General features: G+C 40.0%; 34 protein-coding genes. 8 read left to right on the top strand and 26 right to left on the bottom strand.

The genetic code is table 11. The features are described from left to right. Positions 1–35: 35 nt before the first annotated feature. The 6 genes from moaD to EBQ12_RS02415 are packed head-to-tail and all read right to left on the bottom strand — an operon-like array spanning position 36 to position 4,166. Entirely contained in the window at positions 36–269 is a 234-nt protein-coding gene (gene moaD / locus EBQ12_RS02390; protein WP_008345159.1) for a molybdopterin converting factor subunit 1, read from the bottom strand. Beyond that, on the bottom strand, positions 262–753 hold the full coding sequence (locus EBQ12_RS02395) for a molybdenum cofactor biosynthesis protein MoaE (protein WP_008345161.1): 492 nt from the start codon (positions 751–753) through the stop codon (positions 262–264). The genes moaD and EBQ12_RS02395 overlap by 8 nt, the downstream gene beginning before the upstream one ends. Then, positions 746–1,273 carry a molybdopterin-guanine dinucleotide biosynthesis protein B gene (gene mobB, locus EBQ12_RS02400; RefSeq protein WP_019743802.1) on the bottom strand — a complete coding sequence of 176 codons (528 nt, stop codon included), beginning with the start codon at positions 1,271–1,273 and terminating at the stop codon, positions 746–748. Before mobB ends, EBQ12_RS02395 begins: the two co-directional genes overlap by 8 nt. After that, entirely contained in the window at positions 1,255–2,529 is a 1,275-nt protein-coding gene (locus tag EBQ12_RS02405) for a molybdopterin molybdotransferase MoeA (protein WP_029575455.1), read from the bottom strand. Before EBQ12_RS02405 ends, mobB begins: the two co-directional genes overlap by 19 nt. Before the next feature lie 9 nt (positions 2,530–2,538). After that, complete coding sequence (locus EBQ12_RS02410) at positions 2,539–3,555, bottom strand: MoeB/ThiF family adenylyltransferase (protein WP_019743804.1); 1,017 nt, start codon at positions 3,553–3,555, stop codon at positions 2,539–2,541. Positions 3,556–3,584: 29 nt separating this feature from the next. Beyond that, the gene (locus tag EBQ12_RS02415; RefSeq protein ID WP_019743805.1) at positions 3,585–4,166 is read right to left on the bottom strand and encodes a molybdenum cofactor guanylyltransferase; all 582 of its coding nucleotides are present in this window, start codon (positions 4,164–4,166) and stop codon (positions 3,585–3,587) included. 83 nt (positions 4,167–4,249) lie between these two features. Here EBQ12_RS02415 and EBQ12_RS02420 point away from each other — a divergent pair, with 83 nt between their 5' ends. After that, positions 4,250–5,167: a coiled-coil domain-containing protein gene (locus tag EBQ12_RS02420; RefSeq protein WP_019743806.1), complete on the top strand. Its 918-nt coding sequence runs from the start codon at positions 4,250–4,252 to the stop codon at positions 5,165–5,167. Positions 5,168–5,229: 62 nt separating this feature from the next. On the opposite strand, the gene EBQ12_RS02425 is transcribed toward EBQ12_RS02420, so the two are convergent. The 3 genes from EBQ12_RS02425 to ahpA form a co-directional block, all read right to left on the bottom strand. Continuing rightward, a complete protein-coding gene (locus EBQ12_RS02425) occupies positions 5,230–5,811 on the bottom strand; it encodes a Rok-like winged helix domain-containing protein (protein WP_125588951.1) in 582 nt (193 codons plus the stop codon). 481 nt (positions 5,812–6,292) lie between these two features. Continuing rightward, the gene (locus tag EBQ12_RS02430; protein ID WP_008345174.1) at positions 6,293–6,751 is read right to left on the bottom strand and encodes a TlpA disulfide reductase family protein; all 459 of its coding nucleotides are present in this window, start codon (positions 6,749–6,751) and stop codon (positions 6,293–6,295) included. A 276-nt stretch (positions 6,752–7,027) separates the two neighbouring features. After that, positions 7,028–7,570, bottom strand: a complete 543-nt coding sequence (gene ahpA, locus EBQ12_RS02435) for a biofilm-specific peroxidase AhpA (protein WP_007498654.1) — start codon at positions 7,568–7,570, stop codon at positions 7,028–7,030. 271 nt (positions 7,571–7,841) lie between these two features. Here ahpA and EBQ12_RS02440 point away from each other — a divergent pair, with 271 nt between their 5' ends. Next, complete coding sequence (locus tag EBQ12_RS02440; RefSeq protein ID WP_039963326.1) at positions 7,842–8,651, top strand: mechanosensitive ion channel family protein; 810 nt, start codon at positions 7,842–7,844, stop codon at positions 8,649–8,651. A 24-nt stretch (positions 8,652–8,675) separates the two neighbouring features. Here EBQ12_RS02440 and EBQ12_RS02445 read toward each other — a convergent pair whose 3' ends face one another. The 15 genes from EBQ12_RS02445 to fadH form a co-directional block, all read right to left on the bottom strand. Next, the gene (locus EBQ12_RS02445; RefSeq protein ID WP_003211408.1) at positions 8,676–8,918 is read right to left on the bottom strand and encodes a YkuS family protein; all 243 of its coding nucleotides are present in this window, start codon (positions 8,916–8,918) and stop codon (positions 8,676–8,678) included. A gap of 50 nt (positions 8,919–8,968) precedes the next feature. Then, positions 8,969–10,147, bottom strand: coding sequence for an N-acetyldiaminopimelate deacetylase (locus EBQ12_RS02450; RefSeq protein ID WP_125588953.1), 1,179 nt, complete (start codon positions 10,145–10,147; stop codon positions 8,969–8,971). Positions 10,148–10,181: 34 nt separating this feature from the next. Then, positions 10,182–10,892: a 2,3,4,5-tetrahydropyridine-2,6-dicarboxylate N-acetyltransferase gene (gene dapD / locus EBQ12_RS02455; protein ID WP_008347987.1), complete on the bottom strand. Its 711-nt coding sequence runs from the start codon at positions 10,890–10,892 to the stop codon at positions 10,182–10,184. A 109-nt stretch (positions 10,893–11,001) separates the two neighbouring features. Then, entirely contained in the window at positions 11,002–11,460 is a 459-nt protein-coding gene (locus tag EBQ12_RS02460; protein ID WP_008347989.1) for a flavodoxin, read from the bottom strand. 16 nt (positions 11,461–11,476) lie between these two features. Next, a complete protein-coding gene (locus EBQ12_RS02465; protein ID WP_125588955.1) occupies positions 11,477–12,370 on the bottom strand; it encodes a WD40/YVTN/BNR-like repeat-containing protein in 894 nt (297 codons plus the stop codon). Next, positions 12,360–12,836: a flavodoxin gene (locus EBQ12_RS02470; RefSeq protein WP_017359419.1), complete on the bottom strand. Its 477-nt coding sequence runs from the start codon at positions 12,834–12,836 to the stop codon at positions 12,360–12,362. Before EBQ12_RS02470 ends, EBQ12_RS02465 begins: the two co-directional genes overlap by 11 nt. A 199-nt stretch (positions 12,837–13,035) precedes the next feature. Further along, on the bottom strand, positions 13,036–13,443 hold the full coding sequence (locus EBQ12_RS02475) for a DUF4275 family protein (RefSeq protein WP_057079609.1): 408 nt from the start codon (positions 13,441–13,443) through the stop codon (positions 13,036–13,038). Between the two features lie 94 nt (positions 13,444–13,537). Further along, entirely contained in the window at positions 13,538–14,419 is an 882-nt protein-coding gene (locus EBQ12_RS02480) for a LysR family transcriptional regulator (RefSeq protein WP_039168691.1), read from the bottom strand. 96 nt (positions 14,420–14,515) lie between these two features. Continuing rightward, positions 14,516–14,959, bottom strand: coding sequence for a cyclic-di-AMP-binding protein CbpB (gene cbpB, locus EBQ12_RS02485; protein ID WP_007498671.1), 444 nt, complete (start codon positions 14,957–14,959; stop codon positions 14,516–14,518). 147 nt (positions 14,960–15,106) lie between these two features. Continuing rightward, on the bottom strand, positions 15,107–15,298 hold the full coding sequence (gene abbA / locus EBQ12_RS02490) for an antirepressor AbbA (RefSeq protein ID WP_008347999.1): 192 nt from the start codon (positions 15,296–15,298) through the stop codon (positions 15,107–15,109). Positions 15,299–15,447: 149 nt separating this feature from the next. After that, a complete protein-coding gene (locus EBQ12_RS02495; protein ID WP_024719568.1) occupies positions 15,448–15,963 on the bottom strand; it encodes a ribonuclease H-like YkuK family protein in 516 nt (171 codons plus the stop codon). Between the two features lie 139 nt (positions 15,964–16,102). Then, positions 16,103–16,345 (bottom strand): YkuJ family protein, encoded by a 243-nt coding sequence (locus EBQ12_RS02500; protein ID WP_003212254.1) that lies wholly within the window; start codon positions 16,343–16,345, stop codon positions 16,103–16,105. Positions 16,346–16,529: 184 nt separating this feature from the next. Then, positions 16,530–17,426, bottom strand: coding sequence for a manganese catalase family protein (locus EBQ12_RS02505; protein WP_019743902.1), 897 nt, complete (start codon positions 17,424–17,426; stop codon positions 16,530–16,532). Between the two features lie 260 nt (positions 17,427–17,686). Continuing rightward, positions 17,687–18,907 carry an EAL domain-containing protein gene (locus tag EBQ12_RS02510; RefSeq protein ID WP_125589219.1) on the bottom strand — a complete coding sequence of 407 codons (1,221 nt, stop codon included), beginning with the start codon at positions 18,905–18,907 and terminating at the stop codon, positions 17,687–17,689. A 64-nt stretch (positions 18,908–18,971) separates the two neighbouring features. Next, the gene (gene fadH, locus EBQ12_RS02515; RefSeq protein ID WP_019743904.1) at positions 18,972–19,736 is read right to left on the bottom strand and encodes a 2,4-dienoyl-CoA reductase; all 765 of its coding nucleotides are present in this window, start codon (positions 19,734–19,736) and stop codon (positions 18,972–18,974) included. A 139-nt stretch (positions 19,737–19,875) separates the two neighbouring features. On the opposite strand from fadH, the gene EBQ12_RS02520 reads away from it, so the two are divergent. The 3 genes from EBQ12_RS02520 to EBQ12_RS02530 all read left to right on the top strand — a co-directional run bounded on the left by EBQ12_RS02520 (position 19,876) and on the right by EBQ12_RS02530 (position 22,738). Then, positions 19,876–20,733 carry a metallophosphoesterase gene (locus tag EBQ12_RS02520; RefSeq protein ID WP_039963342.1) on the top strand — a complete coding sequence of 286 codons (858 nt, stop codon included), beginning with the start codon at positions 19,876–19,878 and terminating at the stop codon, positions 20,731–20,733. Between the two features lie 156 nt (positions 20,734–20,889). Next, on the top strand, positions 20,890–21,387 hold the full coding sequence (locus tag EBQ12_RS02525) for a L,D-transpeptidase family protein (protein ID WP_125588957.1): 498 nt from the start codon (positions 20,890–20,892) through the stop codon (positions 21,385–21,387). Positions 21,388–21,460: 73 nt separating this feature from the next. Continuing rightward, positions 21,461–22,738, top strand: a complete 1,278-nt coding sequence (locus EBQ12_RS02530) for an MFS transporter (RefSeq protein WP_008348012.1) — start codon at positions 21,461–21,463, stop codon at positions 22,736–22,738. 227 nt (positions 22,739–22,965) lie between these two features. Here the strand turns inward: EBQ12_RS02530 and EBQ12_RS19285 are convergent, their stop codons facing one another. Beyond that, entirely contained in the window at positions 22,966–23,142 is a 177-nt protein-coding gene (locus tag EBQ12_RS19285; RefSeq protein ID WP_008348014.1) for a hypothetical protein, read from the bottom strand. Between the two features lie 167 nt (positions 23,143–23,309). On the opposite strand from EBQ12_RS19285, the gene EBQ12_RS02540 reads away from it, so the two are divergent. Further along, a complete protein-coding gene (locus tag EBQ12_RS02540) occupies positions 23,310–23,525 on the top strand; it encodes a hypothetical protein (protein ID WP_008348016.1) in 216 nt (71 codons plus the stop codon). A 169-nt stretch (positions 23,526–23,694) separates the two neighbouring features. On the opposite strand, the gene EBQ12_RS02545 is transcribed toward EBQ12_RS02540, so the two are convergent. Then, a complete protein-coding gene (locus tag EBQ12_RS02545) occupies positions 23,695–24,627 on the bottom strand; it encodes a DMT family transporter (protein ID WP_008348018.1) in 933 nt (310 codons plus the stop codon). Between the two features lie 113 nt (positions 24,628–24,740). Here EBQ12_RS02545 and EBQ12_RS02550 point away from each other — a divergent pair, with 113 nt between their 5' ends. Together EBQ12_RS02550 and EBQ12_RS02555 are read left to right on the top strand one after the other, a co-directional pair. Then, on the top strand, positions 24,741–25,637 hold the full coding sequence (locus EBQ12_RS02550; RefSeq protein ID WP_125588961.1) for a helix-turn-helix domain-containing protein: 897 nt from the start codon (positions 24,741–24,743) through the stop codon (positions 25,635–25,637). Between the two features lie 219 nt (positions 25,638–25,856). After that, the gene (locus EBQ12_RS02555) at positions 25,857–26,318 is read left to right on the top strand and encodes a YkyB family protein (RefSeq protein WP_007498684.1); all 462 of its coding nucleotides are present in this window, start codon (positions 25,857–25,859) and stop codon (positions 26,316–26,318) included. Positions 26,319–26,364 lie beyond the last annotated feature (46 nt).

Here is a 26,364-nt window from a genome sequence, read left to right on the forward strand (position 1 = left end):
CAGCCGCTGGCCATAACCAAATCCTCTAATATCTATTATCCACCACTTACAGGAGGAATGAGTGCAACAGTGTCCCCGCTACGCACTTCAGCATTTCCCCTCGTATATATTTCGTTGACTGCAACCATCACGTTTTGTGCAGTATCAACTCCATATACCTCCTGTAATTCTATTTTAATTTCATCAACCGTTGTTTGATCTTTTTGAATGATGATTTGTTGTTTACCGGCCTTCTCAGCAAGGCCGGCGAACAATAATACGCTAATCATGCCGCTTCCCTTCTTTCTCGTTAAGTTGGAGAGTACTAGGTTTTCCTTCCGGGTATGAAACGGTTTCAAGCTGATCACCTATCCAAGCCTCTCCATCTTCCCAGTATTCCTTTTTCCATATAGGAACTATTTCCTTTATTCGTTCAATCGCATATTCATTGGCTTCGTATGCAGCTTTCCGATGAGGTGATGAAACAGCTATTGCCACTGCAATGTCACATATCTCAAGAGTGCCAATACGATGCACAATAGCAGCTTCTGTATCGGGCCAGCGTTTTTTAATTTCTTGTCCAATTTGACTCAACATATTTTCCGCCATTGGTATGTATGCTTCATATGTTAAACGCAGCGTTTTTTTGCCATTTGTCCATTCTCTTACCGTGCCTATGAATGTCGTAATGGCTCCCGCTTTGCGCCTTGTGACATGCTGAATCAATTCATTCACATCAATTGGCTCTTTTGTGATCTTAAAAAGTTCATTCATACGAGGCTTCCCCCTTCAATAAATTAAAAGCAAATGTGATCCCGCGCCTGTCAAATGCTGAAAACACAGGAAACGGGTATTTCTCAGTGAATTGTATTTCTTTATTGAAATAAATGGCTGCTTGTATATGAGAAAGTGTCGAAAGATCAATGAGTTCCTGTTCGTCTTTGACACACAGGATTTTGCGGTAAGGCGCCTGTTTGTATCCTTCGATCAAGACGGCATCTAAAGGAAGATGCTGACACATGTTGATTAGTTGTGTGAATGTCATGTGCCGTATGAAAAAGTGACATTCACCTTCTCCCTCCACACCTGCGGCAAATGCACCCGCTTGAACATATCGATCCGTATCTTTTTGTTTGAACAGACGGTCTGGTTTTCCGCCATGTCCGTGATGTTTGAAGCAGCCTAGCTGCATTTCTTCTTCATCCGCCAGCTGACATAATTTTTCGATCAGCGTCGTTTTACCACTATTTTGATAGCCCACGACTTGTAGAATGTTTAATTTGTCATCCAACATGGAGCACCGCCTTCGTGGTGAAATAGCAGAACGCTGACCTGGTCACCTGCACTAAACCCTCTTGTTCCTCCAGGCAAAACAATGAAACAATCAGCATGAGCAATAGATGTCACCGCACTAGATTTATCAAGACCTGTTGGCGTCACACTAAGCTGGCTGCCAGCGAAATCAAGTGATGCTCTAACAAATCGTGTGAATGGATTGGCTTTTGGAAAATCATGTGTCAGCTTCGCCTCAGCAAAAACGGGAAATGGATTTTCTTTCAAACACCATTTATAAATGATCGGTTTGACAAATAGTTCAAAGCCAACAAAACAGGCAGCCGGATTTCCTGACAGCCCATAAAGCAATTGACCATTTGACAACGCAGCAACGGTCGTCACACTTCCAGGTCTCATGGCGACTTTATTAAACAACACCTCTGCACCTAGTTTTTCATAAATAGCAGGTAAAAAGTCAAAATCACCTACCGATACACCACCTGTTGTGATGAGCATATCAACTTTGCTTAAGGCTGATTTTACGGCTTCATAGCTTTGATCAAAATCATCGGATACACCGCCTAAATCAAGCGGTTCTCCTCCAGCTTCAAGAACCTGAGCGTATACCATGCTTAGGTTACTATTTCTAATTTTACCGTCCACCATGGCATCACTTACTTGTAGGAGCTCGGTACCTGTTGAGATGATACCGATCACCGGTTTTTTGACGACTGGCACAACCGCATACCCGAACGTTGCCAATATCGCCGTCACGCCTGGGGTAACTTTTGAGCCTTTTTTGATCATGACGTTCCCTTTGAGGGTCTCTTCTCCTTGCCGAGAAATATTGTCCCCCTTTTTCAGCGGTCTTTTAAGTGACATCATTGATTTACCGTCTTTTTCAAACGTTTTCGTCAATTCGAGCATGATCACAACATTTGCTCCTTTTGGAATCTTCGCTCCTGTCATGATGCGAATCGCTTGAAAAGGACCGATCGTTTTTGCAGAAACAATACCTGCCCCTATATGATCAATGACCTCAAATTCAATCGGATGCTCGCTCGATGCTTCCTTTGTATCTTCTGCTCGAAGTGCAAAACCATCATACGGAGAACGATCAAAGGCAGGAACATCATGGTCTGCTAAAATATCCTCTGCAATCCATCTTCCAAGGCTGTTCTTTAAAGGAACCCATTCGACTTGTCCATGTTTTTGAAATTGGTGGACTTTCTTTACTGCCTCTTCTACTGGAATTGGCTGTCGTCTTTCCATCACTTCTCACTCCTATATGCCTAGCAGTCTTGCTAGTAATGAATTGGCTACTCTTTCATCATTTGTCCCATGGATTAATACACGTCCTCCTTTAAAACAAACGATACGGTGTCTTTCATAGCGTATATGAATTAAAAAATCGTTCACTTCCACCTCACAAATAGAGGACAGACGCTCTTTTACATGCTGAAATGAAAGGTTTTCTAAATCCTTCGATATGATTTGAACGGTGTCACGTCCGCAAAGAACCGCTGTTTTTTTGCGCTGTTCCTGTAAATATGGATACGTTCTATTTATGCCGCAAGATGGACAGCTCTCCTGCTTCGTACGAGATACATCCATTTTAAACGAAGACGACTGCCACAAATCAAACGTGACAAACTTTCGCTCCATTTGCTCTTCATGCCCTGTTAAATATTTTAATGCCTCTGTTTGCTGATAAGCCGACACCATTTGGACAGCCGGAGAAATAATACCAGCTGTATCACATGTCAAACCCCCAACAGGCACTGAGGTAAATACACATGATAAGCAAGGTGTTTTGCCCGGCAAAATGGTCATATACATTCCCTGACTGCTCACACAGGCACCGTAAATCCAAGGCGTATTTGTTTCTAAGGATAAGTCATTCATCACCATTCTTGTCTCAAAATTATCAGTCGCATCAATGACGATATTTGCTTTTCGGAATAAAGGTCTTAACAGCTCTACTCCTGCATCTTCAATAATGGCGTGTATGGTCACTTCATGGTTGATCTCTTGGAGACGTTTTTTCGCCGCTGCCGCTTTTGGCACATGCATCTTTGCATCGTGTTCAGTGTACAGCTGCTGCCGCTGTAAATTTGAGAATTCGACATAATCACGATCTACAATCGTCAAAGTACCAATTCCAGATCGGACAAGCCCTTCAGCAGATGCTGTTCCAAGTGCACCAGCTCCAACAATAAGGACATGACTTTCGGCAAGCGCAGACTGCCCTTTTTCGCCTACCGGAGGGAACAAGATTTGCCTTGAATATCGCTCGTTCAATATTGTTCTCTCCTTCTCGTTTTTATGTATCATATCATACCGTTTTCAGGTAAATCGCTTCTTTTATTGATATTGTGAAATTCATTTGGTGCCACGTTCAGTTCGTCGGCTGGAACAACCTGGACGTGAAGTTTTTGTAATAAATCTTTGATAGCTAATTGATTCTCTTTTAAGCACGCAGAAATAAACGGAAGACTGCGGCGGTGATAAAGCGCAAATAACGGCTGTAATCTTTCCTGCACCATCGGGACCACAGCATCTACATGCTCATGGCAATAAGAAGATAAAGCGACGGCTGTCTCTTTTCGTATGAATGGCATATCACATGCCGTCACTAAATACCACTCTGCTTCTTGCTTTTGCATAGCGGTATATATACCTGCAAGCGGGCCATACCCACGCACCTGTTCATCATCTAACCAAACAGCTTGTTCCCCTCTTGCTTTGAAAAAAGGCAGAAGCTTCGGGTGACTGATGATGATGGTTTCCCCTTTCAAAAGTTGCTCTTTCACATGTTCATATAGTGGTTTCCCCTGATAGACATGACTTGCCTTTGGCTCTCCAAAACGCCTAGAAGCACCTCCGGCTAGTATCACATTCACTATTCTCATCATCTCATCCCCTTTGATATGGTTGTTCTAATCGCACTCATTTCGCATACTTTATTGATAACATGAATAAGGAGGGTCTACCTATGAACCGGCGCCATGCTTCTCCCCTATTCCATGATCTGTCTCAAGAAAATCTATTTTTAAAAGCTGAAACGGCCAAATATCAACAGATAATTTCAGATTTACAGTCCACGTATACCTATGCTAAAAACAAGAAGCTATCTCAAGAATATCATGAGATGAAAAAGGATTTCACTCAATTAAAACAACAATTGGATGAAATGACCATTGACCAAGACGAAGCATCATCTAAAATACAAGATCTCTCTTATAGCAAATCGGAATTATTACATAAAATCGTCCTTCTTCATGAAATGCTGCAAAAGGAAACCTATCATAGACGAAAAGAAACAGAGGAAAAGCACCGATTGCATTTGAAGGTTGTAAAATATAAGGAAATGTCTCAGCAACTACAGGAGCGATTACTAGACCAAGATAAACAGCTTGCAAAAGAGGAGAAAAAAGGAAATACTTTATCCGCTGTGATTGAAAAACTGCAGCAAACTCTAGGCGATAAAAACGCAGAGCTTCATTTATTACAAGAAGGCGTCCGGCATCTACAGGAGCGTTTTTATGAAACACAAGGAAAATTACTGCAAATCGAAAAAGCAAAAGAAGCCATTTTTTATGAAACGCTCACAAGCTACCAAAAACAGTTAGCCGAAAGCGAGGAATGGATCGCTTCTCATTTTGCTGATATCGACCAGTCAGCCCAAACAAATGCCGAGCCGTTCTCACAAGACCCTATTTTGCAAACAACCGAAGAAATAGGACCGATTTTGAAGAAACTAAACGAACAAGTAGAAACGCTCCAGGCAAAAGTTGATGCGGTGCAGCGGAGTGGAGAGGTCATGACAGTGAAGATCGATGGATTTAAAAAACAGCGCGACAACATGCCCAAAGAACGAAAGATTGTCTATACAGTTGATCAAAAAAAGTGATTCATTCATCACGTACGCAAGAAAAAACTGCTGGCATTTACGCCCAGCAGTTTCTTTTTTATTTATTCGTCTTCTGTTTGAATGTCGCCTTCTAAAATATACTGTCCGCGATAAGGTTTCTTCACTTCTGGGTACATTTTAATTAAGCTTTGCATAAACGTTGTCATATTTGGAATTTCAAGACCGCTCTCTTTTTCAATCTCTTTTTGAAGTTCAGAGCTTTTAATCGCCGCATTATGACGCTTTAATGTTTTGATTGCAGCTTCACGAAGCTTAGCTGCCTTTGATCCAGGTCTAGCTGTGCCTCTTCTGCGTCTTGTAGATCCTTCAGGAATACCTACAGGTGCACCATTTAGCTGACCTGTTCCTAAAGATGATGTAACGTTTGACTGCGTTTGCACAGGCTGATTGTAGCTTCTCATTTCTTGTGCAGCCAGCTCAGCTAATACAGGCAGTGAATCTGTTTTTCTCTCTGTACGTACTTCTTTTTTTGTATCTGTGACGAGACCTGTACCTTGACGGTCTAATTCTCTTAGTTTTGCGTAAATCGCATCTCGTTCAATTTGATATTCACGGATGACCTTTACTTCTGCTTCATTTAATTGTTCCAATCGTAAACGTAACGCTTCCCTCTCATTAAACAATGGATTTCCCCCTCATCATATAAAAAATATTCTATAGTAAATATTAGATTAGAAAACTAATTTTATCAACTATTTTTTTATCATTTTACAGTTTGCTATCAGATAGGTATTTCCAACTAAAATTTTGCCAAAGAAGAAAAATCGGCACCCATTTCATTGCCACTATAGGCTTTTGACCACCTTTAAAATATTGTAAAAATTTTGAATAAATGCTTATACTACTTGATTTATATAGTTATTTACCAAACTGAAATTTCTTTTGTGCAAAAACGTTCTGAATAGTAAAAAGTTAAAATCTTTACATTTTCATTTCAAAATAAAAATGTAAATAGGTCATAATACCTTTTTATTTTAGGAAATTTTTTTAATGAAATCCCTCATTTTCTCTTTTCTTAGGCATTCCACCTACAATGATATTCATCCAGTGCAATATGTCTCCTATTTTTCCCCATGAAAAAACCCCCATTCATGGGGGGAAAGCCTATTCTGCAGCCTTTTCAGACTCAGAAAGAACTCGATTGACACGTTTTTCAAGCATTTTCATACCGCTTCCGCCAGCTTGGAAGTGGCGTAAAGCACCTGTTTTATCGAATACATAGTAAGCTGGTACATATTCGTTCTCAAATGCTTCTGTTAATTTATGGTCGCTGTCTACAAAGATTGGCTGTGTGATTTCATGCTCATTTGCAACCTCTTTGATTTTTTCTAGATCAAGGTCATCCTCTGAACGTGGCATGTGAACTGCGATCACGTTTAGTTGATCCTTGTATTCATCACGGAATTGGTTCACTTGCGGCATCGCCTCTTTACAAAGGTGACAGCTAACTGACCAGAAGTGGATCAATGTTGGTTTATCACCAATTAATTCTTCTCTTGTTACTTCTCCATTTAACCATTCTTTTGCACCAGTTAGTTCTGGCATTGGTTGACGTAATTTCATTTTGAAGCGCCTCCATCCATTGTATGTCTCGAAACAAAAAAGTCTAACATCAGTTAGACCCCAGCATGTAGACAAACCCTCTCATTCTTTTTCGGTCCTGCGTGCTGGTGCTCACGGAATGTCACATTCGCTTCGCGCCAGTACTCGTTCTTCCTAGACTTCAAAGGTTTTCTATCACGCTGAAAAGAAGACAAAGGGCTAAAATCAAGTTCATTTTAGCCCTTTGTCAACAATCTGAAGGTCTAACACCCGTTAGACTGTTTCTTCAACTATCAATTAAAGTGTTTTTTGACCAGGTTTCCAGTTCGCTGGGCAAAGTCCACCAGTTTGTAATGCTTGAAGAACACGTAGTGTCTCATCTACATCACGACCGATATTGTTGTGGAATACTGTTTGATATTGAAGTTCGCCTTCTGGGTTAATGATGAATAGACCACGAAGTGCAATTCCTTCTTCTTCAATTAAAACACCGTATTCTCTAGATACTGTGTGGTTTGTGTCAGCAGCTAGTGGATATTTTAATTCACCAAGACCATTGTCTTTACGATCTGTGTTGATCCAAGCAAGATGCGTATGGATTGTATCAGTAGATACACCAATGATTTCTGCATCTAAATCTTCAAACTCATCATAACGATCGCTCATTGCTGTAATTTCAGTTGGACAAACAAAAGTGAAATCCATTGGATAGAAGAAAAGAACTGTCCATTTGTCATTCTTGATGTTTTCCTCTAAACTCACTTTACCAAATTCCTTATTAGCAAGTACTGCTTCCATTTCAAAACGTGGAGCTTGTTTTCCTACAAAACGCTCTGCCATATGTAAATCCCTCCAAAAATAATATCTTTATACAGACTTCTTAGCTGTATATAAAATGAGAATCAATAGGTTGAATTCTCATTTAGTTAATAACTTCACAAATATAATTATAATACTTAAGCGATTTTTAGTCAATATTAATTAATAATAAATTTAATTAACGATTTGTCACAATCTCTCGCTCCAACTATTAAAAGTTTAACATGACTTGCATAAGGGAACAAATGATTAGCTTCTCATTTCGCACATACATAGAAAGGTTTTGAAGATCATGAAAGCACTTGAACAAGTAGATTGGGTTTCCATCATCATGAATATCAGTATGATTTTTCTAAAACTCATTGCTATTTTTGTGATTTATTTTATCATCAGAGCGATTGGAAACAAGATGATTAAGCGTGCCTATTCAGCATTCTCTGAGAAGCACGATGTCTCTTTATCACGAGCTCAAACGCTGCAAAGTCTTACCTTAAATATTTTCGCCTACTTGCTGATTTTTATTCTAGTTGTGATGATCCTCGACTTATTTCACTATAACCCAACCGCCTTATTGGCTGGCGCAGGTGTTGTAGGACTTGCCATTGGATTTGGGGCTCAGGGATTAGTGAGTGATATTGTGACAGGCTTCTTCATACTGCTGGAAAAACAATTTGATGTCGGCGAGTATATAACGGTTGCTGGTTTCGATGGGATCGTTGAACAAATTGGACTGAGAACAACACAGCTTCGAAGCTTTGATGGCACTCTTCATTTCATTCCGAACCGAAGTATACTGAATGTAAGCAATCATTCACGAGGGACGATGCAGGCACTCGTTGATATCGAATTATCCCCAGATGAAAATGTGGATCAGATGATCACCACTTTGCAAGCAGCCTGTGATGAAGTTCGTGAGAGCATGCCGCAAATCATCGAAGGTCCTCAAGTCGTTGGAGTGGAATCATTTGGCTCTTCATCCCTCGTCCTTCGTATCATTGCAAAAACTGAAACGATGGAGCAGTGGCGTGTCGAACGAATTCTGCGCAAAAAAATGAAAGAAGCACTCGATCTAGCCAAAGAGCAAAAAGAACCAGGATCATAATATCCTGGTTCTTTTTTGTTAGTTTTATTGAACACGCTGTTCTACTTCTTGACAAATTTCATCAGCCGTCATACCTGACGCTGTAATGACAGATGCCTTTGTCGTTGTGTCTGAAATGCCAAGAACATTTGAATCTAGTCCTGTGACCACATAGCAGTCACACTGATCCATTTGCTGTTCATTTTGAATACGTACGACATCATACCCTTTTTGCTTCAAAAGCTCTTCTACATCGGATAAAGATGGTTCTACACCAATTCTTGTCATAATCAAGAACACCTCCTGTTCATAAGGTGTACAGGAGACCATTTGATTATTCATTCACCTGCTTGCTTTTTAAAATAAGCCGTCATGACGTTCACAGCTGTTTCAATCGCATTTTCGTCAGGCGTGAGTTTTGCATGGTGCAGACCATATTCTGAATCTACCCCTAGCCAAAACATGAACCCAGGGTATTTTTTCAGCATGTAGCCGAAATCTTCTCCTGTCATCGCTTCTCTGCATTCAATGACGTTCGCAAGACCTTCTTCGGCTACATATGACATAAATTCTTCTGTCAAATCCTTTGAATTGTCCACTTCGTAATAAGATGAAGGGTATCGAACTGTCACCTTGCATTCATAGCCAATTTCAATTCCCTTTGCAAGTGCTTCAATTCGTTTTCTCACCTTTTCCATAGACTCTGGCGAGAGCGTGCGAATGGTTCCATCAAGCTTTGCATGCTGCGCAATGATATTTTGAGCAGTGCCACCTGTAATCGTGCCAACTGTAATGACGGCACTATCAAGAGGGTCCACATTTCGTGAAATCACCGATTGCAGCTGCCCTACTAGTGCACTTGCAGCCACCACCATATCATTTGCTAAATGAGGGTATGCGGCATGCCCGCCTTTTCCTTCAAGATCGATCACAAGCTCACTCGTATTAGCAAATAATAGGCCCGGCTTTGTTGCAATCGTGCCGACTGGATATTCAGGTGCAATATGCAGCGCTGTAATAAAGTCTGGCGTCCACTTTTTTAGAACATCACTTGTAAGCATTGGTTCAGCTCCGCCTGGCCCTTCTTCTGCCGGTTGGAAAATAAATAGCAGATCTTCTTTGATTGGCTGATGCACGAAATGATCAATGATACCAAGAGCAATGGTCATATGAAGATCATGTCCACATGCATGCATGTGGCCTTCATGTACCGATTGAAATGGATAGCCCGTTTCTTCAGGGATAGATAATCCGTCCATATCTGCACGATACGCAAAGACGCGCGTAGGATTTGTCCCTTTTACTTTCACAAAAAGTCCAGTCCGCCATGTTTCCATCTCGATTCGATCTGTTGGGTACGATTCGAGATGCTTGATGAGGTAAGCTTGTGTTTTAAATTCCTTAAAACCAAGCTCAGGAATTTGGTGCAAATCTCTTCGAATGGATATTAATTGCTCACGATTTAACAAGTGAACTCGCTTCCTTTCCTCTATACGAATAAGACGTGGATATATCATCCACGTCTATGTCTTCAGCTGCGAATTGTGTCAATTAAAGCTGACGCAGTTCTTGTTTGATTTCAGTTTTACCTTTTGTTTTTTCATCAATGTCTTTGATTTTCTTTGCAGGTGTACCTGCTACAACCGTGTAAGGCTCGACATCGTTCACAACGATCGCTCCAGCTGCTACAACTGCACCTTTTCCAATTGTCACACCTTCTAAAACAACAGCGTTTGCACCAATGACAACATCATCTTCTACTACAACTGGCTTAGCAGAAGGCGGCTCAATGACACCTGCAAGAACAGATCCCGCACCGATATGACAGTTCTTACCTACTGTCGCACGGCCGCCAAGAACAACGTTCATATCAATCATCGTACCTTCACCGATGACTGAACCGATATTAATAGAAGCACCCATCATGATGACTGCATTATCGCCAATTTCCACTTGATCACGAATGATTGCACCTGGCTCAATACGTGCTTTGATGTTTTTCAAATCCAACATAGGAATCGCAGAGTTACGACGGTCATTTTCCACGACAACATCTTCAATTTTGTCTTTGTTTGATGCTAGAGCTTCTTGAATTTCGCTCCACTCACCGAAGACAACACCAGTGTTACCTGTGATAAATGTTTTTGCATGTTCACCAAATTCAATACCTTCTAAGTCCCCTTTAATGTAGACTTTCACAGGTGTTGATTTTGTACTATTTTGAATAAATGAAATAATTTCATTAGCGTCCATTTGTTTCATGTATGTATGTCCTCCTCTTAATTTATACTTCATTACTGTACCAAAGGAGAGTTTTAATGACAAGTGAAAGAATCGTCTGCGCCTTGGCAAATAAAACAAGCGGGCCTCTTTATCCCGCTTCTTGCTGGTGAAGATGAACAAATTGTCTACCAAAAGAAATCAATTCCTCTTCCTCGTTTCCTTCTGGATTCAGCTCAATTTTGATGGATGGCAGGACGATATCACCGCCCAGCTCCTTCACTTTTTCTTCAATTAAATCCACAGCTCCGCAAAAATGTTCATAAGATGTATCTCCAGAACCGAATACAGCAAATGCTTTACCCGTCAAATCAAGCTCTTCCATTTCCTCATATAGATCAATAAAATCATCTGGAAGATCACCATCTCCCCAAGTATATGCACCTAACAGAATGTGCGAGTAATCATGAAGGAGTTCAGCATCAATATCCATCGCTTCATGCCGATCCACGCTAGCCCCAGCTTCCTTTAATCCTTTTTCGATTAAATCAGCCATTGCTTCTGTATTTCCTGACATTGTGGCATACACCAATAAAACTTTTTTCGTCACTTTTTCTTCCTCCTTATTAATGAATCAGTGCAGGTTCCTCATAAGGCCTGACAAACTTACTTTCATATAAACCCGCACAGAAAAAATTCTCCTTTTGATTGGCGACACGAAAACCATGCCCTTTGATCGTATCAAACCACTTGAGCTCTTTTTGCTCTATATCAAGCTGATACACCTTAGAAAATCCATGCTCGTCCTGTGAGGTGGTCACGTACACAATGCCGTTATCCTCTGACACATCCAAAAATGATTCCTCTCGCGTAAAAGCTTGTGATTGAATATCATGCAGCATATTTGTATGTAAGTCTAAAATTTGAACAGATCCTCTTTTCCCTTTTTTAGAGCCCATCGCACAGACAAGGAGGTGTTCCCCGCAAAGCAACATAGAAGCAGTCATTCGGTGCTCTTCTCTGTTTAGGAGAAAAATCTGTTCACTTTGCAAGTCATACACCCATATTCCTCCATGCACCTCATGAATCTGTGTTCCAATATAAAGATAATCACCGGCTACACATAATGAGCGAATCACAGGGGGCTGATTTACATGAGCAAATGGCTTCATAATTTCCCAGGAAATTCCGAAATCGGTTGACACATAAATACTATGCTTTCCATGTGCGCATACAAACCCATCTTTGCGTCCTGTAATAGACCAAACAACTGCATTTGTCGGAAAAGATGATAGCGCCCACGTATGGCCCTCATCTCCTGATCGTATGACAGTTCCATTTTCACCAACTCCGAACAAATACGGACCAATATAACTGATAGCGTGGATTTTATGCTTGAGCTTAAAAAGCTGCTGCCATCCGCCCTCCACACTGTAATGGAAAATACCTTCTCGTTTGACAGCAACAAAATAGCCGCCACTTTTAGACGCAGCAACAGCTGTCGCACCTTTATGAAACATGATTTTCAACTCTTTTCTCAGACAATGATGCCCACGTTAAAAAGCTCGTTGCAAACTCCTCACAGCACGCCACATCTTCATCTGTATCTGGCGCAAGTTCCATTTTCAATGTTTCAGGAAATACGGATGCACCTGTCGATTTCAGCATGTCATGAAAGGTATGAACAGCCTCGCAAAACTTCGGATAACTGTAATCGCCTGATCCAAATACCGCCGCTTTGATGTGACTAAGTTCAAGTGCTGAGACCTCGTCATAAAAATCTTCAGCTTCATAAGGTAAATCACCGTCACCCCATGTGTAAGAGCCGATCATGACATAATCGTATGAAGAAAGATCTTCTGCGCTTGTGTCGTCAAATTCCATCATCTCTGTCTCTATCCCTTTTCCTTCAAGCGTTTGTTTTAAGATCGCTGCCATATCTTCCGTATTGCCAGACATACTCGCAAATGCAATTAGTGCTTTCATCTATTGGTCACCTCATCTAAATGATAATCATTTTCAATTATTATATGTACACTTTAAATGATAATGATTTTCATTGTCAAATGTTTTATGAAAAGGTGCTGTTCAAAATAAACATGACGTACATCAAAAAACCGCTCATTCCAATTGGAAGGCGGCTTTAACTGATCATCACTCTATCTCTTTGTGATTTACTCTTTTTTTATTTCTGAATAAAATATGGACCGCAATCGGTTTCGTGCGTCATCACAAATGTCCAATTTTCTTCCCAATCCATGACATACAGATCGCTATAGTCCATGTGTCCGTCTGTATATGGCAATTCCTTCACTGACAGTTCCTTGGCGTTTTCAAACAGATACGCTTCTTGAGCAAATTGATAAAAAATCGTACATGTATGCTTTGATTGCTGATGAAAGGCGTTGATCGCTGCCTCTTTTTCAAGGCATTCAACTTTTCCCCAGCTACATAAGTGCCATAGGAAGCCATCCATCCCAATCTCTTTTTGTTCTTCTAAAGAAAGATGACTTGCAAAACGTCCACGCCATCTCTCGCGTAAATAAGTTCCCCACTTCGGTATATCCATCTTCTTTTTTTGTTGATTTCTCATCATTTCTTCCAGCTTTCTGCTTTTTCAGTAGATAAATCTATTAGAAACCTATCAAACCACTTATCCTAAAAAGCACCTCCTCTTCCAGAAGTACTTACACTGCCTCACTTTCAAGCATTTCTTTTACCACACCAACAAATGCTTGAACCTGTTTTAACTGAAAAGAGGCTTCATATCCTAACAGCCACGTGTCACGTCCGATTTGCTCTCCATTTGCGTCTACGAGCGGGGTTTTGTGTACGCTTTTCTCATGATCATATAAGGTGACCGAAGGCAAAATGGCGTAGCCGATACCGTGATAGGCCATTTGTTTACATGTCTCAATCTGGTCCACAAGAATCGTCTGTTTTGGCGACACTTTAAACTTTTGATGCCACCAGTGCTGAATTTCTTGATAATAGGTGCTATCACTTTTAAATTGAATAAACGGGCGTTCTGTCTCAATTAACTCATCCACATCCTTAATGACAGAATCGACTAAATATAAATGATCGGTCATTAAGTATTCCTTAGTGCCCTTCCAATCAGGATTCCCGCGAATAATGCCAATGTGGACATGGTCTTCATACAGACTTTTAAGCATCTCACTGCTCCAGCCGGTCACAAGAGATACTTTGGCATTTGGGTATTTCTCGACATACCGCTTCAGCACCTTTGGCAGCCAGTGCTGACCAATAATGGACGCAACTGCAAGCTTGAGTGTACCGTGAATTTCTCCTTCAAGCTCGTCAATTCTCTCTCGCACTCGATCCTGCTCAGTCGTGACCTCTTTGGCGAATTGAATAATCTGTTCGCCAGCTGAAGTGACTGTCAAGCCTTTTTGTGAACGAAAAAAGATTTTGGTTCCCCACTCTTTTTCAATCGTTTGCAGTCTTTGAGATAAGGCAGGCTGAGAGACAAAGAGCCGCTCTGAAGCCTTTCTCATATTCAATTCCTCACTAAGTACAACAAGCATATGTAACTCTTGAAGCTGCATGAACGCCCTCCTTCTCTTGATAAGTTTTTCTTATTTTATATAGTCATTATATAAATAATAGCTTATGAAGGCAAAAAAAATAAGCTGGGCTGCAGCTCATTTTTTTGCGGAATGAATGACTTCATTTAAGCGCTTTAATACAACACGCCGAGTGAAAATTCCTTCGAATACTTGCTCTTCATTTTCCACACAAACAAATCCATTATTCGTCACAGCGTGAACGCCTTTTAAAACAGGATCCGTCGTTTTCAGTCTTGGAATATCTGATAGCATGACCTCTTCTACCTTCAATTGGTCGAGCTTTTCAAATTCAATTCGTTCTAAGCCAAAGATTTTATCCATGATCATATTTGTTCCAATTAACCCATGAAGGTGATAAGAAGCATCCAGAACAGGTATCGCTGTATATCCTGTTTTTGTCAGGACCAATAGGGCGTGCTCAAGATTATTTCCAATTTGAACGTGTGCCACTTTATCTGCATCAATCATATGCTCAGCTACTGTTGACTCAAGTAATTGAGCCGGTTCTATCTCTATCATGTTTCTTCGACCCCTTTTCTCTCAATCATCAATCATACATTCCCCTTTAACATTAAGCATAAACTAAAACGAATTTTGTCGAAAGATTTTTTTTCTGCATAAAAAAGATACTCAGCGTAGAGTATCTAATAGAATGTTCAATCGATATTAATTCTCAAACCTTACTCTGTCATACAATGTGATCAATTTCTTATACGTATTGTCGTCGACATTTTTTGTTCCACATTCTATATCATTGATCTCACTGCTTAGTAATTCGACAGCATATTCCTGATTCAGTAATACGTTTAATAATAGCTTTTTCTCTTCTTCATTAAAACGATTTTCGATGACGCTCATTCAACATCAGGCCCCCTGTTTCATATATGCTTTTATATTGATTAGCAGGCGTTTGAATGTCTGCTTCCTCTCTATACAGCTAGAATAAGGAACTAGAATCGAATCGTCAACCGCACGTTTCGACAACGTTTGGAGAAAAATGACGGAATTTATTTTGTGTATCGATTGGCGTAGCAAAATGCTGCGTATGAGTCGGGTTTTATTTTTGCTTCAATTCCCATGGCTGTGATCATTCCGGTCATTTCCTGGATCAGCTCTTTTGTACTTCCTTTTTTGCCAATATCTAGATGGACTTCAAAACGAAGGTCTGCCCCTTCCTCAGCAAACGGAAGAAGCAAATCCATCAGTTCTGTTAAAGGTCCCTCAAGGATGTCTGCACATACCTTTTGGCTAAACGCTGTCTCTAATGAAATTTTTTCTCTAAGACTTTGTACAGGCCGATTCAACACTTGCTGCGTGAGACAGCCCCAAGCTCCTTTGCCGATCCGGTGAAGATGAATTGCAGTCATAAATCTTGTGACATTCTGATTGACCTGAGAGTCCGTACCAATTGATAGTACATAAACAGATCTCGGGTCTTTCTGAATAAAGTCTTTCATTCTCATGACAACATCAGAAAACGCTAAATGCTCTTCAGAAAGATTAAAGAAAAAAGAATCACTCACAGAAAGGAACTCCTTTTTAATGGTCTCTTATCCGAATATTGCACTGAATGATCATCTTCCATTTGTTCATCACTTATGAAGTGTATGCTTCCGCAATCAACGAAGGAATTCTTAGAAAAAACATTTCATACGATTCAGCTTAGGATTGTAGAAGCTCAAAAATCTCAATCGAAATCATATCAATGTTGTCAAATGGGAAAGTGTTTGGCTTATCCCCTTGTTGAAAAACAGTCAATTCAAACGTTTGATTCTTTTCGAAATACTTAACACTACAGATTTTCTCACCGTTCACTTCGAAATAACGCTGTGCCGGCTCGTTTGCAGCTTCTGCTGTCTCTTGAAGACTTTGCAGCCTTGTAATGATACCCATTAATTGTGACATTCTAAAAAAAGACTCCTTTCAAAAAAACAACTCAAGATGAACCCGTATTGATTATACACAAGTCCTACAAAGCATCATACCATAAAGTGTTCTCAGATGATATTTTTCCTCTTGAATTCAAAAAAAGAAAAAGAATCTGTTTTTTTATTTTGAGTCTTTTTTCTTTTCTCATGCATCTTGTTTTTTATAAACCGGCCGATCTCATCAGGCGTTTCGCAATTTCGTCAAAATCTTCTTTTGAAATACCTGGAGCAAACTCTTCCGGCAAATCTCTATAATCTGGCACGGGTGCACCTTTTGGCGTGCCCTCAATAACTGTCAGCGGCTTTCCATCAATCGGATGGTTTCCTTTCCAAATTTGATTGATATCCTTATAATCCGTATCACTAAATGTATACAGTTTTGTATGAATATTCTGATCTTCAAACTTTCTTGCAGAGTCAAAGTATTTATTGTCGAGATTTGGAATTGGCAGCATCTTCCCAACATCTACCCCTGTCGCTACCTCAAGGGCTTTTGCATACGCCACAACATGAACGCCGCCTCTGACAAGTAAATAACCGATCATTTCTCTTGCCGTAGGGTGATCCGTCATTTCATATACGCGCATTTTATGCGTACGAGCTCCGCACTCTAGGAAGAAGTTATGAAGAAGATCCAGAATCAGATTACCACTTGAGAACACATTCTCACCTGTCCATGGCTTTGCCATGGAGTCAAACGGATAGCCTGTTTGTGCCGTTTGGATAAAATGCTGCGTATTTCGTTTATCAACAGCCGCTTTCATTGGGGTCGTATCTGGATCGCCCCCATGGGTGGTTCCCGTAATCATGAGATTGACTGCAGTTGTCACAAGCTCTACATGACCGAATTCTTCAGCTGTAATACTTGATACAAGATCATAAAATGGTTTGAGCTTTCGTTTCCCTCTAAAGTTAAACGATTGAAACATGTAGTTATTTAATGTGGACATTTCACCAAATTTTCCGCCGAGTAATTCTTGCACAGCCGCTGCACCATTTGCATCTGGGTGATCTGGCATTGGTAAATCAATCAGCAGCCGTTTGTCACGTTTGATCATGACTTTTCCCTCCTACTGTCTAACTATCATCATTTAAGGTGTATGGATGAATTGGGATGTCCTATGCATGAAGGGAATGATTGGCGCACAAAAAAAACTTGGCGGGGGTAGCGCCAAGTTTTTTGGATCTTGATCTGATAGAGGGGTTGGGGAACAGAGAGTAGCTTCTCTCTATAACTAAATGATAATGATTATCAGTTTCATTGTCAACCATTTTTTCTATCTTTTTTCTAATAAAAAAACAGCCATGACGGCTGCTTTTAAATTAATCCTTCCTGCTCATATAGATACGCATACGGAAGATCTACAAACAAATACACGTCTCCCTCTAACGGATAAGAAAACGTACGTATTCGTTCTCCAGTTTCTAAATCACTGTAGATATCGCTGAAAAATCCTTTTCCGCTAATTCTCATTTGAAGAATATTCGCTAGAAAATAAGGGCGCCAGCTCCAGTTTTTCTCTATATACTCTGGCTGAAACAGCCATTCTTTCTCTTTCTTAAACACATTCCCAGTGATTTGAAACCCTTCTTCATTACACATATAAATGCGAAAGCTGCAATCGGTTAGTTCATGTGCCAGTTTTTGTATAAGTTCATCATTTGTGCTGCATGATTTTTTTAACGTACTGACGGCTTGATGTATTCGCTTATAAAAGGTTTCAGAATGTTCATAGACAGCTTGGAGTTTCTTTTTCTCATGGGCAATGAATTGCTGAAATTCTTCTTTAAGCCGCTCTTTTCGTTTGTTCCGGTCAATTAATTGTGCCGCAGGCTCGTGAAGGTAGAAGCCTTGAAAATATCTTCCGCCATTTCTCCATGCATATTGCAGCTGAAAATTCGCTTCAATGTCTTCATAGATTAAAGCCGCTCCTATTTTTCTTGCAAGAAGTGAAATGCTGTATAACACATATTCATAGGAAGGAGATGGAGACGAAGCTCTTAAAGCCTGTAGATCTATTTTTAATAGATCAGGTGAAAGCAGAGCAATCCGGTCAAGATTGCTGCTTTCTTTTCCTATATTAGATACGGCGATTTTGATCCCATATGTACGATAATACGTTAACGTATGGTAAAGCTGTTCAATGTCGCCGCTAAACGTATGTTCAGTAATTTCAATGACAAACCGGCTAAGGTGAATACCCTTTGCTTCATATTCTTTTAAAAGTTCTAAAAAACTTTCGCCATGATCAAGCATGAGGACGTTCGCATCATGATTAATAAAGATGAGCAAATCTTCATCTGCGGTTGTGAAGAGATCAAGCGCTTGACTTAATACTTTGTGATCTACTTCCAATTTATATTCGTCAGGAATAGATGAATCCGTAAAGAAGGAGCCTAGACTAACTGTTCCCGACTCAAGCTTCATTCTTCCAAGAATCTCATAGCCTATCACTTTTTGTTCCTCCGCACTGAAGATCGCTTGATAGTGCGGGAAAACATCTTCAATATTCGTTAAAATATCCAATGGATCGACCATTTTCATCACCTGCTTCTCTCTTTGTGTGATTATACCATATCAAAAGCAGGTCTTACACGGTCATTCAAAATGGTGATTGGTTGAGCCATTGCCCCCCATCCATCGTGATACAATCTCCATTAATATAAGATGCATGCTCAGATAATAAGAAACTCGCAAGTTCTGCAATTTCTTCTGGTGTGCCAAGTCTACCGAGCGGAACACTATCTAATGTTCTTTGGGCAGCCTCTTCAGATTCCCACAGTTTATCTGCACCACCTGTTCTTTCAATGGGCCCCGGCGCAATGGCATTTACGCGAATGCGATATTGCTTTCCCCATTCGACTGCAAGCGTTCGGGTAAGTGATAGTACGCCTGCTTTTGCGGCTGCTGAATGCGCTACACCAACACCAGCCCCCCATGCATATGTGGCGACCATGTTGATCATACTTCCGCTTTTCTTTTGACGAATCCAATAGTTGCCCACTGCATGGCTGCAAAAAAAGGTGCCATTTAGCACAATATCAATGACCGCTTTCCAGCCGTTAGGAGACAGTTTTTCTGCTGGAACTAAAAAGTTGCCTGCTGCGTTATTGATGAGTGCATCCACATCACCAAATGTATCTACTGCAAACTTCACCATTTGATCAGCATCTTCTGGATGTCGCACGTCCATTTGAAAATAAGCGATCGAACCACCTTGCTGTTTGATTTCATTTGCCGTTGTTTCAAGGGTCTCTTCTGTTCTTCCAGTAATCACAACATTCCAGCCCCCGAGTGCCAAATGAGTCGCCATCGCCTTTCCCATTCCGCTTGATCCCCCTGTGACAATCACTGTTTGCTTCGTCATTTGTTCTCCCCCTTTGCGTGTTTTGAATGACTATTCATTCATTATCCATCTATCATATCATGATTTCCCCTCCATACACCATATGGGAGATTCATCAAAAATCATGCTATACTTAATTTTATTTTTAAAGGAGTCTTATATGAAGCAACTTTCCCGTAGGCAATTTTTAAAAGGAGCAGCTGGTGCGAGTATTCTCGGACTTTTGGCGACCACATCCGGTTATGGCTATGCTCGGTACATTGAGCCGCGCATGATCGACACCGTATCACTCACCATTCATGATGCTCAGCTACCGGCTTCTTTTGACCAGTTTAAAATTGCGCAATTTAGTGATGTTCATTTAAGTGATACATTTTCGGCAAAAGATTTAGAGACTGTTGTCCAAAAGATCAACGCTGCATCTCCCGATCTCATTGTGTTTACAGGTGATCTTGTTGATTTTGAATCATCGATTGAAGAACATGAAAAAGCCAAAGCCTCTTTGTCTAAGCTTGATGCTCCGTTTGGAAAGTTTGCCATATGCGGAAATCATGACTACGGACCATTTGGCATTGATCTATATGAGGAAACGATGAAAGCTTGCGGTTTTACATTATGTAAAAATGAAGTGTTTCACTTAGAAAAAGAAGGCGGACGCATACAGATCGCTACACTGGATGATCTCATGATGAGTATGCCTGATTACCATTTCATCAAACGAGAAGTCTCTTCTGATCTCTTTACGTTATTGCTTGTGCATGAGCCTGATGCCGCACTAGAGCTTGAAACAACACCTATTAACTTACAGCTTTCTGGGCATACGCATGGTGGTCAAATACAGCTTCCTTTCTATGGACCGATTCTCACAGCACCTTTTGGGCGTACATATGTCGAAGGCTTATACGGTAGCTATCAGCACCGTATCTATGTCAACCGCGGGCTTGGGACAACTAGACTGCCGCTTCGGTTTTTAGCCAAACCTGAAATCACTTTTTTCACCTTAACATCTCACGTGTAAAGAGAAGCCAAATCACCTTTTCCTGCATATGTATAAACAAAGATCATTCTCATGACAAATGTTAGGAGAAACCTTATTGGGCCTGATCCCGTCCATATAGTATATGTGAGGCGGGGATCATGGCTTCTTTTATTTGAGTAAAAGGAGTGTGCTTTCGTGCTGAGATACACGGTAAAAAGTGGAGAAACACTTGCTTCTATAGCACTTGATTTTCGAACAACGACAGGTGCTTTAAAGGCTGCAAATCCGTCACTTCAAACCCGCGAGCCAGAACAAAATGAAGTCATCATCATCCCTGGGTTACCGGATCCTAACACGATCCCTTACCGCATATCTGTGTCAATTTCAGCGAAACGTCTCGTACTGTTTTCTGGATCACAGCTCTTGCGCTCATACCCGATCGCAACTGGCAGAATATTAAACATGACACCGACAGGTTCTTATTATATTGTCAACAGACAGCCAAACCCAGGAGGTCCCTTTGGCGCCTATTGGCTGAGCCTTTCAAAAGTTCATTACGGCATCCATGGAACGAATAACCCGTCTTCAATTGGTAAAGCTGTGTCTAGAGGGTGCATTCGCATGTACAATCAGAATGTCATCGAACTTGCTTCAATAGTTCCAAATGGAACACCTGTGACCATTAGCCAGTAGGAGAAATCAATTGTACGAATGGTTAAAATTTTATATGATAGAAAGTGGGATCTTCAGGTTAAGGAGCGTATTTATGGATATTTTTAAAAACAGAAATTTTGTTCGTCTCTTTTTTGCAGCACTTGCCTCGCAAATGGGGACAACAGTAGGCAATATGGCGTTTGCCTTTTATTTGCTCGATCATTTTAGTCATCAGCCCGCTTACGCCACTTTAGCAGAGCTAATGTATTCACTGCCTACGATCTTTGTCTTTTTTATGGTCGGTGTGGTCGCAGACCGTTTTGATCGTAAAAAAGTCGCAGAGAATTGTGATTGGATACGAGCTGGGCTGACGATCGTTTTATTTATCGTCATTTATTTTAATTCACTGCCGCTTATTTTCTTGATCTTGTTTATACGAAGCGCCATTACGAAGTTCTTCTATCCAGCTGAAGCCTCTCTCGTTCAGGCCATTTTAAATAAAGATCAATATGCAAAAGCTGCTGGTTTAAATCAGATGCTGTTTAGTTTGTTTATGGTATTTGGTGTTGGAATAGGTGCCATTATGTATAAAACGATTGGACTTCACGGTGCCATTACCATTGATTTGGTCAGTTTTATTATTTCCGGTATTCTCATTCGATCATGCAATATTCCAATTGAAGCACGACAGCCAAATGGACAAGCAGGCTGGAAAGGCATGACCGTTAAGACGTCTCTAAAAGATTTTAAAGAAGGCATTCTCTATATTTTAAAAAATAAATTATTGGCTTCTTTAATTTTCGGCTTTTTTGTTTTTGGTCTTGTGAATGGCGCATTTGCCGTTCTTCCGATGTTTACAATGAAATACGGTCTTTCACCGGACCATTTTGAACTGCATACATCCTTTTTTACGATCGCAATCGGTGCCGGACTTCTAGTTGGAAGCTTACTTGGCTCTATTCTTGCGAAAAAGGTAAAGATGCAATATCTCATGTCGATTCCAATTCTAGTTGCAGGTATTTTAATTTTTGTCCTTGGTTCTACCCATACATTATGGTTATTTTATGTCACATCATTTGTCATTGGTACATGTATTGGTCCAGTCAACATTGTCATTGGAGGCTGGCTCCCAAGAATTGTTCACCCTCGTCTGATGGGACGCGTATCAGGGTGGGTTGATCCGCTCACCATGTTTGCACAATCAATGACGCTAGGTTTAATTGCCGTATTATTTCCAAAGCTCATCACCAATGTTTCTTACATTTATTACGGAATGGGTATTATTATTTTACTCGTCTTCCTTTTTTACTTCATTACACTGCCAAAGTTCAGCAGAGAAGCTGCCGACTTAGATGTACAGCGTGAATTAAAAGGTCAGGGAGTACAATAGATGAAGCAAAAAGGGCTAAAATAATGTTTATTTTAGCCCTTTTTCTTCTTTTCAGTGTGATAGAAAACCTTTGCAGTCTAGGAAGGACGAGTACTGGTGCGGAGCGAATTTCACATTCGTGAGCACCAGCACGCAGGACTGACAAAGAATGCCAGGGTTTGTCTACATGCTGAAAGGACTTTCTTCTATAGAAAGTCCTTTTTTCATGGGTGTAACATAAACGACGATTATTTTTTTTGCTCATGGAAATGATTCGAAGCAAAATGAACGATTCTATCGACTGTATAAATGCTAATAAATAAGATGAGAAAAAGAAGAAAAGGATGAATCGGCCGATCATCTATCACGTACACAATGCCTCCAACGACAAAAGCGACCAATAAAGGAGTTAAAATATCTTTCAATCTAAACCGTCCTTTCTGTCCTCATTGACTTTGATCTTCATATTTTATAATATATTTTCCTTTTTATAAAATAAAAGGAATGTGCATAAAATTGCAACAATTTTAATAAAAAACCTTTACATTATTGGAAGTTTTATAGTAGGATAGTCAGGTTGGAGGTGAGGGGTATGCTAAAAAGCTATTATTTTATTCATACAAAAAATGATCAAGGACAATACGTTGTACATACAGAAGACTGCGCATTTTTAGGTGATGCAGCAAGTCGTACATTGATTGGTCTACACATGAACAGTGAAAGCGCCATGGATGAAGCCAAAAAAATGACGAGTGAAACTGATTTTAACGGCTGTTTTTACTGTGCTTATTCTAGCCATACGAAATAGTCCATGATCTTAAGCCATATGTTCGACCATGATTGTCTTGCATATGGTAGATTTTATCCGGCAATCCCGTTCTCATATAAGTCATCAACTACCCATTTATTTTAAAATAGGTAGTTATCTATGTTTAATAGTTCACTTTATATACATTTCACACATTCAATTTACCTTATCATCTATCCAATGAACCCAATTTCTTCTTTTCCCCTCTTATTTTAGGCTGGTATAATGCCATGAATAATATCATGTATACAATACACGCTGTCCCTATCCACTGGAAAAGACCAAATGGCTCTTTTAACCAGAAAACAGTGGTTATCACTGCTGCAAGGGGTTCGACACTTCCAATTAAGCTTGAGTCCTTCGGAGATAAATACTTCAAACTTTCGATGTAAAACCAAAAAGCGACCATCGTTCCAAATACAATGACAAATAATAAATAGATATACGCTTCAAAAGGTAATTGAGACAGATTCACCTTCCATGGAGGATGGACCAAGCTAAGGGCAGCTCCCCCTATAAGCATCGCCCAGCCAACAACAACAAGTGAATCGAATTGTTTTAACAGGTTGATTGGATATAACGTATAAAAGGACAATGCCACGGCTGATAATATTCCCCAAAATACCGCGACAGCTGGAACAGTTAATGTGGAAACGGAACCATTCGTCAATAAGAGAAACATGCCAACCAAAGCCAATGCGACCGTCAACATATCTCTTTTTGTAAAAGTGGATTGCCGGCGAAATACTAGATACACGATAATCATGACAGGTGCTGTATACTGTAGCAATGTAGCTACCGCAGCATTCCCATGATGAATGGACACCATATAAGTATATTGAACAGCTAACATGCCCATTAGTCCAAATATCAGCACTTGAATGGCCGTACTCTTCATTTTCAACACGCCAATCAATTGCGTGCGTTCTTTCGTCATGTAATGAACAAATAAAAGCAACCCGCCTGAAATGAGCAGCCTGACAGTGACCAGCCAATGGACGTCAATTCCATATTGCTGAAACAATTTTTGTGAAACGGTTCCTCCTACTCCCCAACAGATAGCTCCTATCAGTACAAGAAAGATTCCCTTTCTCCTCTTCATTTTTATTCTCCTCAATTCTAAAAAAATCATGATAATATAGTTGATAGTAGTTCAATTTTTTACATATTGATATATCAATTGAACATAAAAATAAAAGAATATTGAGGAGAACCATGCACAATCATCATTTTCTTATTGACAACAATCTGAAAGAATTAACGGAGCATTCTACCACCACATGGCCTATTGCTCTATATCATACAAAGATTCGTGATCATATGAGCGGATATATCCCTCTTCATTGGCACGACGAATTTCAATTCGTCTTTATTTTGGAGGGAGAGGCTGAGTTTCACATTAACGAGAAGATATTGAACATTCAGCAAGGAGATGGTGTATTCATCAACAGTGGCTGCTTACACATGGCAAAGGATGCAAATGGGACGACATGTACTTATATTTGTTTAAACGTTTCACCTCACTTCATCACAGCCAATGAGTTATTCACCACGTTCGTTCATCCATATATGCATGCGAGTCAAACACCTTTTATTTTATTCAACCGAAAAGACGGATGGCCAAACCGAATCTATCAATGTATACAAATCATTCAACGATTAATAGAACAAACTCCGGCATATTATGAACTCGAACTTAATATACAGCTCATCACGATTTGGAAATGCCTTTTACAAAATCGTTTTCAACTGACATATGATGCTCGTAAGCACGATAGAAATGAACGTATGAAACATATGCTGAATTGGATTCATGAACATTATCATGAAAAGGTTCTTCTTCAAGATATCGCTCGTGAAGGACAATTAAGCCGCTCTGAATGCTGTAGATATTTCAATGATATTTTAAAGAAATCTCCTATACATTATGTGAATGAATATCGAATTCAACAAAGCCTCATTTTGCTTCAAAAGACGGACTTAAACATAACAGAAATCGCCTACCAAGTTGGATTCAGCAGCACTAGCTATTTTATTAATATTTTTAAAAGAGTAAAAAATACAACACCTTTATCATATAGAAAATCAAAGGCGTCGTTTACATCCAACTGAAACGCCTAGTTGGAAAGGATACCGGATAAATGATGGTGCTCTTGCTAAGAAGGATTCATTCATTGTTCTTCTTCACGTTTCAGAATCATCATGAATGGCTATTGTAAATAAGAGTGATGAAAATCTAATGGTTTTTACAATAAGTCTATTTGCAATTTACTAATAAAAACGTATAATTTATACTAAGCACAGGAAGACGAAAGACAAAGGAGAGAAAAAATGGACGATTATGCTCATACTAAAGACATAGAACCTACAGCAGAAAACATCGCAAAAGCCATTTATACTGTTAACCGCCATGCTAAAACCGCACCAAATCCCAAGTTTCTTTATCTTTTGAAAAAACGTGCGCTGCAAAAACTATTGCAAGAAGGTAAAGGAAGAAAAGTGGGCCTACATTTCTCTAACAATCCCAGATATAGTCAACAACAGTCCGACGTGCTGATTGAAATTGGAGATTATTATTTTCATCTGCCACCAACTAAAGAAGACTTCGAATTTTTGCCACACTTAGGAAATTTAAATCAATCATATCGCAATCCAAAAGCGAATATGTCATTAAATCGAGCGAAACAAATACTTCAAACGTATGTCGGTTTAAAAGAAAAACCTGCCGCCACAAAACAAAAATCACATTATACAAAACCCGTCTTCAAACGGCTCGGAGAAAGTTATTTTTAAACAGAAAAACCACTCAAAGCGAGTGGTTTTTCAGATTATGGACAAA

The sequence above is a fragment of the Bacillus sp. 2B09 genome (genome assembly GCF_003946835.1).
GTDB lineage: Bacteria > Bacillota > Bacilli > Bacillales > Bacillaceae > Bacillus > Bacillus altitudinis.